The sequence below is a fragment of the Curvibacter lanceolatus ATCC 14669 genome (genome assembly GCF_000381265.1).
In the GTDB taxonomy this organism is placed as follows: domain Bacteria; phylum Pseudomonadota; class Gammaproteobacteria; order Burkholderiales; family Burkholderiaceae_C; genus Curvibacter; species Curvibacter lanceolatus.
This window is the reverse complement of the sequence record NZ_KB906301.1, coordinates 1-7,083: the sequence shown is the minus strand read 5'-3', so window position 1 is coordinate 7,083 and position 7,083 is coordinate 1. Positions and strand designations below refer to the sequence as shown.

At 65.0% G+C, this 7,083-nt stretch carries 7 protein-coding genes; 6 read left to right on the top strand and 1 reads right to left on the bottom strand.

Annotated elements, in window-relative coordinates; genetic code table 11:
- The 5 genes from F624_RS0131535 to F624_RS0131515 all read left to right on the top strand — a co-directional run.
- On the top strand, nt 1-1,123 hold a 1,123-nt coding region (locus tag F624_RS0131535), incomplete at its 5' end, for a terminase gpA endonuclease subunit (protein WP_019578350.1).
- Nucleotides 1,124-1,149: 26 nt separating this feature from the next.
- Complete coding sequence (locus F624_RS0131530) at nt 1,150-1,902, top strand: hypothetical protein (RefSeq protein ID WP_019578349.1); 753 nt, start codon at nt 1,150-1,152, stop codon at nt 1,900-1,902.
- Between the two features lie 52 nt (nt 1,903-1,954).
- Nucleotides 1,955-2,275, top strand: a complete 321-nt coding sequence (locus F624_RS0131525; RefSeq protein WP_019578348.1) for a Mor transcription activator family protein — start codon at nt 1,955-1,957, stop codon at nt 2,273-2,275.
- Between the two features lie 110 nt (nt 2,276-2,385).
- A complete protein-coding gene (locus F624_RS33070; protein ID WP_019578282.1) occupies nt 2,386-2,607 on the top strand; it encodes a phage head-tail joining protein in 222 nt (73 codons plus the stop codon).
- Nucleotides 2,608-2,612: 5 nt separating this feature from the next.
- Nucleotides 2,613-4,103: a phage portal protein gene (locus F624_RS0131515; RefSeq protein ID WP_019578347.1), complete on the top strand. Its 1,491-nt coding sequence runs from the start codon at nt 2,613-2,615 to the stop codon at nt 4,101-4,103.
- Nucleotides 4,104-4,239: 136 nt separating this feature from the next.
- Here F624_RS0131515 and F624_RS34560 read toward each other — a convergent pair whose 3' ends face one another.
- Nucleotides 4,240-4,824, bottom strand: a complete 585-nt coding sequence (locus F624_RS34560) for an IPTL-CTERM sorting domain-containing protein (RefSeq protein WP_169426747.1) — start codon at nt 4,822-4,824, stop codon at nt 4,240-4,242.
- Nucleotides 4,825-5,023: 199 nt separating this feature from the next.
- Between F624_RS34560 and F624_RS0131500 the strand changes: the two genes are divergently transcribed.
- Nucleotides 5,024-7,083: prohead protease/major capsid protein fusion protein (locus F624_RS0131500; RefSeq protein ID WP_019578344.1), on the top strand; the 2,060-nt coding region annotated here is incomplete at its 3' end.

Sequence of the window (7,083 nt, the reverse complement as noted above, 5' to 3'; positions counted from 1 at the left end):
CACGCCCACCCGGCCCCCCAAAACCCTGGGCGTGCAGGTCTGGGCGGCCTACAGCCCCCAGCGCAGCTGGGCCAGCATCGTCAAAGAGTTTGAAGAGGCTGTCTCGGCCCTGGAGAAGGGGGACCCAGGCCCCATGCAGCTCTTCGTCAACGAAACCCTGGGCGAGACCTGGGAGGTCAAAGGCGAGCGCAGCGACGAACACGCCCTGCAGGCCCGGGCCGAAGCCTTCCCCCTGTGCCAGGTGCCCGTGGGCGGCCTGGTGCTCACCGCAGGCGTGGACGTGCAGCGCAACCGCTGGGAGATTGCCGTCTGGGCTTGGGCCCGGGGCCTGGAGTCCTGGCCGGTGGACCACCACATCATCGAAGGCAACCCGGCCAGCGAAGAGGACTGGCAGCAGGTCACCACCTACCTGCAGCGCCGGTATCCCCAGGCGTATCACGCGGGCAGCCTGGGCCTGTCGGGCATCTCCATCGACTCCAGCGACCAGACCCAGGCCGTGTACAACTGGGTGCGCAAGAACCAGCACCAGCTCCCGTGCCTCAGGGCTGTGAAGGGCCGAGGCGAAGAGGGCGTGCCGGTGCTGGGCCCGGCCAGCATCCAGGACATCAACTGGAATGGCCAGAAATGGCCCCAGGGCGTGAAGCTGTGGAACGTGGGGGTCGACACAGCCAAAGACCTGCTGCTGGGCCAGCTCGCCATCGCCACCCCGGGCCCGGGCTATGTTCACTTCAGCCAGGACCTGCCGCGCGAATGGTTCGAGCAGCTCACGGCCGAGCAGCGCATCCTGGCCAAGCTCAATGGGCGCGACACCTACCGCTGGGTCAAGCGCCGCCCGCGCAACGAGGTGCTGGACTGCCGCAACTACGCCCTGCACTCGGCCATGAGCATCGGGCTGCACCACCACAGCGACCGCAAGTGGCAGCAGATCGAGGCCGCGGTGCAGCCGGTGAATGCGGACCTGTTCAGTGCTCCGCTGCCGCCGAACGTGCCCAAACCTACGAACACGCCGGCCCCGGCCATCTCGGTGGTCAATGAATCGCGCCCGGCTCGCACCGAAGAACCCCAAGACCGCGGCTACGCCCGCCGCCGATCCCCGGCCCCCACCTTCACCCGCGCCTGGTGACCCCAAGCCTTCACGAATTCACCCTCATGAAAATCCACGCCCAGATCAACTTCCCCGACCCCGCCCGGCTGGTGGGCGAGCTGGCCAAGCAAACCCGCTTTGCCCTGAAAATCGCCCTCAACACCACCGCCACCCAGGTGCGCGATGGTCTGCGCTCCGAGATCCAGCGCACCATCGACCGGCCCACGCCCTACACCCTGAACAGCCTCTTCATCCGGGCCGCCACCTCCCAAAACCTGGAGGCCACGGTCTGGCTCAAGGACGAACGGGCCACGTCCAATGCGGGCACGCCGGCCACGCGCTACATGCTGCCCCACATCGTGGGCGGGCAACGCACCCTCAAGCGCTTTGAACGCGCCCTGCAGATCACCGGCCAGATGCCCAAGGGCTGGTACGCGGTGCCCGGGGCCGGTGCCCGGCTCGATGCCTTCGGCAACATGAGCGCGGGCCAGATCATCCAGATCCTGAGCCAGTTGCGGGTCACTCTCACCGCGGGCTTCACCCGCAACATGTCGACGGACGCCCGCAGCAAGATCGCCGCCCAGCGCCGGGCTGGTGGGCGCTTCTTCGTCGTGATGCCGGGTGCCAAGGGCCTGCGCCCCGGCGTGTACCAGCGCGAGTTCATGGGCCGCCAGGTCACCCCGGTGCTGATCTACGTGACGGCGGCCAATTACAGGAAGCGCCTGGCGTTTGAGACGGTGGGGCAGCGCATTGCGGATGCGCACCTGTTGAACAACTACCGCCAGGCGTATGCGCAGGCCTTGGCGACGGCCCGATAGGGCTGCGAGATAGGACCGTGAGATAGCCAGAAACACACACCCGCTCTGACCGATGACCCCTGAAACCAGCACCCCTCAACCCAGCACCACCAAAGCCACCCCAGAGCCCGACCTGGTGGATCGGATCTTTGCCTACCTTGAGGCAGAGCTGCCCCAGGCCCTCCGAGACGTTGACCACCTCAAGGCCAATATCCGGGCCGAGTTCGGGGGCCTCGATTGGTACATCCCTATGAAGCCGCGGGCGGCTCGCCGGCAGCGACAGCAAGAGGTGCTGCGCCTGTTCAATGGGCGCAATGCTGAAGAAGTGGCCCGCCAGCTCAACATCAATCGCGCAACGGTCTACCGCGTGGTGAAGAAGGCCAGCCGGCGCTGAGGGCTCGCTCCCCAAGCGCAAATCGTCGCGTGTTCCCCTGGAAATGCGACAGCAGTCTGGATAAGTTGGCCGGACAACTCTCTGAACCTCCACCTCCACCTCTACCCCCTATGGCCTACACCCAAACCGACCTGGACAACATCGACACCGCCATTGCCACCGGCGAGCTGGAAGTGGAGATCCACGGCCCCAACGGCCTGCGCAAGGTGCGCTACCGCAGCATAGGCGAGCTCAAGTCTGCCCGCGAGCACATCGCCAGCCTCCTGACCCGTGCCAGCTCGCCCCGCAACCCCGGCGCCTGGCGTGTCGGCTTCTCCACCTCGCGGGAGTAAGCGCCATGGCCAACCTTCTGGATCGCCTGATCGGCGCCTTCAACCCCCAGGCCGGTCTGCGCCGCCACCAAGCCCGTGAGCTGCTGCAGCGGGCCTACGAAGGGGCCAGCACCCGCGACGGCTGGCGGCCCCGCCGGGCCGGGGCCAGCGCTGACACCGACCACCGGGCCGATGCCGCCACGCTGCGCGTGCGGGCCCGCTCCCTGGTCAAGAACACGCCCTACGTCGCGCGGGGCCTGGGCTCGATGGTGGCCAACGTCATCGGAACCGGCATCAACCCGCGCAGCCTGGGCAAAGATGCCAAGCGCATCACCGCCCTCTGGCAGGAGTGGGCCAAGGTGGCCGACGCGGATGGGGTGCGTAACCTGGGCGGCCTGCAGGCCGCTGCTTACCGGGCCATGGAGCAAGACGGCGAGGTGCTGGTGCGCCTGCGGGCCCGCCGGCCCAGCGATGGCCTGCCCGTGCCCCTGCAGCTCCAGCTCTTGGAGATCGACTGGCTCGACAGCGCCAAGGTGGGAACCCATGGGCCGAACACCATCATCAACGGCATCGAGTACGACCCGCTGGGCAAGCGGGTGGCCTATTGGCTGTTTGACCAGCACCCGGGTGAAGTCCTGGGCCCGCGCATGGCCAGGACCAGCAGCAGCCCGGTGCCGGCCGAACGCATCATTCACCTCTTCAACCCCGAGCGGCCAGGGCAGGGCCGAGGTTTCACCCGCCTGGCACCCGTCATCAGCCGTGTGCGCGACCTGCAGCTCTACGAAGACGCCGAAGCCCAGCGCAAGAACCTCGAATCGCGCCTGTCGGTGATCGCCAGCGGCGATGTGAACTCCATGGGCCCGCTGGGCCCAGAAGATCAGCGTACCCCAGACCAGAGATCCGAATCAGGCGACCTGGGCACCTTGAGCAGTGGCTCCATCATCCAGGTCCCCTCGGGCCTGAACATCACGACCGTCCAGCCCACTGCGGTGCCGGGCTATGTGGACTACGTGAAGCTACAACTGCATCTGATCGCGGCCGGCATGGGCATCACCTACGAGATGCTCACCGGGGACGTGCGTGAGGTGAACTTCAGCAGCGCCCGCGTGGCCATCCTGGAGTACCGGCGCAACGCGGAGCAATTGCAGTGGCTCACGCTGATCCCGGGGCTGTGCGAGCCGATCTGGCGAGCCTTCATTGATGCGGCGGTGCTGGCCAACATCCTGAAGCACCCGGATTACTCTTGCGACTGGGCGACGCCGAAATGGGATTATGTGAACCCGGTGCAGGACGTGGCGGCCGAGCTCGATGCCATTGCGGGCGGGCTGTGCACCATCAGTGAAAGTCTGCGCCGGAGGGGCATGGAGCCGGAGCTGTTCTTTACGGAATACAAGGCCGACTTTGAGAGGCTGCAGCGGGATGGCACGCTGGACTTTTTGATGATGTTGCAGAAGGGGCGGACGATGGGGATCGCGCAGCAGCAAGATTCGGTGCAAAACGGGAAAAATGGGCCTTGATTCGAACGAGTGCAACTTCGAACGTTATGGCCCTTCCGCTTGTTCAAGCGACCTTGTGTTGATCCGGTGTGGACGCATGCTGGACCCGAAATAGAAAAGGCACCCTAAGGTGCCCTGATCCAGAAACTACTGTCACTCAGGACATTTTTCGTCTCATCGCAACCAGGCCAAGCATGGCCATCGCGGCGGCCAGCACGGCCATCGCGTACTCGCTCAACGTGGGAACTGTGGCTGGTGCAACAGTACCCGTAGTCACGACGATGGTATCTCCCGATGTGAGCGTGATGGTCTTGGTTGTGCCTGCGGTCAGCCCTAGCGTCGCGAGAGTCTTCCCGTTGAAAGTCGACGAACTAGAAATCGGACTGAGCGAAACGTAGCCGGCGGGCAGATACAACGTGTTACCAACTGCATAGACTGGAGAACCAGTTGCCGCGTCCGCACTCGTACCAGCGCCAGAGGTCAGACCCGTCACACTTGATGCAATTCCAGTTCCTATGAGGCCGGCGGGAGCAGTTCCAATGCACAAGGCGGAAGGTGTGATGAGCCCGTTCGCACAAGACGAGTTTGTCACAGACAGTGTCATGCCAGTCGTGTCGATTGAGCCGCTCCCTGTCATCACAACGTTCGCGCCGTTTTGGACAATATTGACGGTGTAGGTTGCCTGTGCTGCACCTACGCCGGTAACCAAAGCCAACATTGCCAATAAGTTCCGAAACTTCATTTGCATCCCCAAAAAATGTTACAAATTGATTCTACTTCGGCGAAGCCATGTTCAGTCATTTTTCAAATTAGCAGCATAAGAAAAAACGGGTTGATTTCTCAAGTGTGGTTTGAGGGAATTACCCGACGGTACTTGCGACCCCAATAAATCGTCGCACTTTCCCCTAGAAATGCGACAACTCGGACAGCACGATCAGTGCATGTCCGAGACCCCAACCCCTGAGATCCAGACCCGCCGCGAGGCCCTGCCACTCGCTGGCCGCCAGATGGAACTGCGCGGTTTCCAGCGCTCACAGGCGGACAACTCCGCCCCTGATTCCTCCCCCCTCGCCACCGCGCAAATCGTCTTCACCACCGGTGCGGGCGTGAAGTGCTTTGACTGGTTCCGCGACCGGGCCTATGTCGAAGAACTGGTGGTGGAAGAGGGCGCTATCCGCTTGGATCGTCTGCGCCGGGGGGCGCCGCTCCTGAACACCCACAGCCAGTGGAGCCTCGAGGCCCAGCTCGGCGTGGTCGAAAACCCCATCATTCAAAACGGCCAAGGCACCTGCAGCGCGACCTTCTCGCGCCGTGAGTCGGTGGCTGGCTACGTGCAAGACGTGGCTGACGGAATCATCCGCAATGTGTCGGTGGGCTATGTGCGCCATCGCATCGAGATGGTGGCCCCAGCGAACGAGGGCGAGCTGTGGCGTTACCGCGTGGTCGATTGGGAACCTTACGAGGTCTCCCTGGTGCCCATCCCCGCCGACATGGACAGCCAGATCCGCTCCGGTGCTGGTGCTGCTGGTGCGACTTCTGCCCCTGGCGCCGATGGCGCAGCCCCCTCAGACCAGGCCTTCCAGCTTCGCACCTTCCCCTGCGAGTTCATCGAGACCCGCGCCCATTCCCTGCCCACGGTGGGCCTCTCCGCCGAAACCCAAACCCGAAAGGATTCCTCCATGCCTCAGAGCACTGATGCCGGCGGCAGCACCGCCACGGCCCCCGCTTCTTCGTCCTCCTCGTCCGCAGCCCCTGAAGCCGGCACCGTCGCTCAGCGCAGCCAGGCTGATGCCGCAGCTCAAGCAGCCATTGCCGCAGCTTCTGCCGCCGCCGACATCACCGATCTCTGTGCCCGCCATGGTGTGGCCCACCTGGCCGCTGGCCTGATTCGCTCGGGCAACTCGGTGGAGCAGGCCCGCAGCTCGGTGCTCGATGAGCTGGCCCGCCGCGACGCGGCCAGCGGTGGCCACCGAAATGTCCAGGGCGGGCAGGGCGGCCAGATCCAAACCGTGCGCGATGAGATGCAAACCCGCATGGCCGGCATCGAGCAGGCCATCTTGCACCGCGTCGCTGCGCAAACCCAGTTGGACGACAACGGTCGCCAGTACCGGGGCATGAGCCTGCTAGAGCTGGGCCGCGACTTCCTGGAGGGCCACGGCGTCAGCACCCGCGGCATGGACCGCCTGACGCTCGCCACCCGCATGCTGCACTTCCGAGCCGGTGGCATGAACACCACCAGCGACTTTCCGTCGCTGTTTGCCAACGTGGCCAACAAGCGCCTGCGCAGTGCCTACGACGAGAACCCCGGCACCTATGCGCTCTGGGCCCGCCGCGCCCCCAATGCGCCCGACTTCAAGAACATCACGATCACCGCGCTCTCGGCCGCCCCCGACCTGCTGCGCACCAATGAACACGGCGAATTCAAGTACGGCTCGATGAAGGACGGCGCCGAGTCCTACCAGGTGCTGACCTATGGCCGCATCGTGTCCCTGTCGCGCCAGGCCATCATCAACGACGACCTGCGGGCCTTTGACCGCCTGGTGAGCGCCTTCGGCTTTGCCGCCCGACGTCTGGAGAACCGTCTCGTCTACGCCCAGCTCACGGCCAATGCGGCGCTGTCTGACGGCACCACGCTCTTCCACGCGGATCACGGCAACCTGGGCACCGGTGCTGGCAGCGCTCTGCAGTTCACAGCCCTGTCGGCCGGCCGCACCGCCATGCGCCTGCAAAAGGGCCTGGCCGGTGAAGAGCTGGGCATCGCGCCGAGCTACCTCATCGTGCCCGCGTCCCTCGAGCAGACCGCCTATCAGCTCACCAGCAGCAACTACGTGCCGGCCCGCCAGGCAGATGTGAACGAGTTCCGCAGCGGCGGCCGCACCTCGCTGGAGCCCATCGTCGAGCCCCTGCTGGACGGCAACAGCACCACCGCCTGGTACCTGGCTGCGAGCAATGCGCAGGTCGACACGGTGGAGTACTGCTACCTGGACGGCGCCGAAGGCCC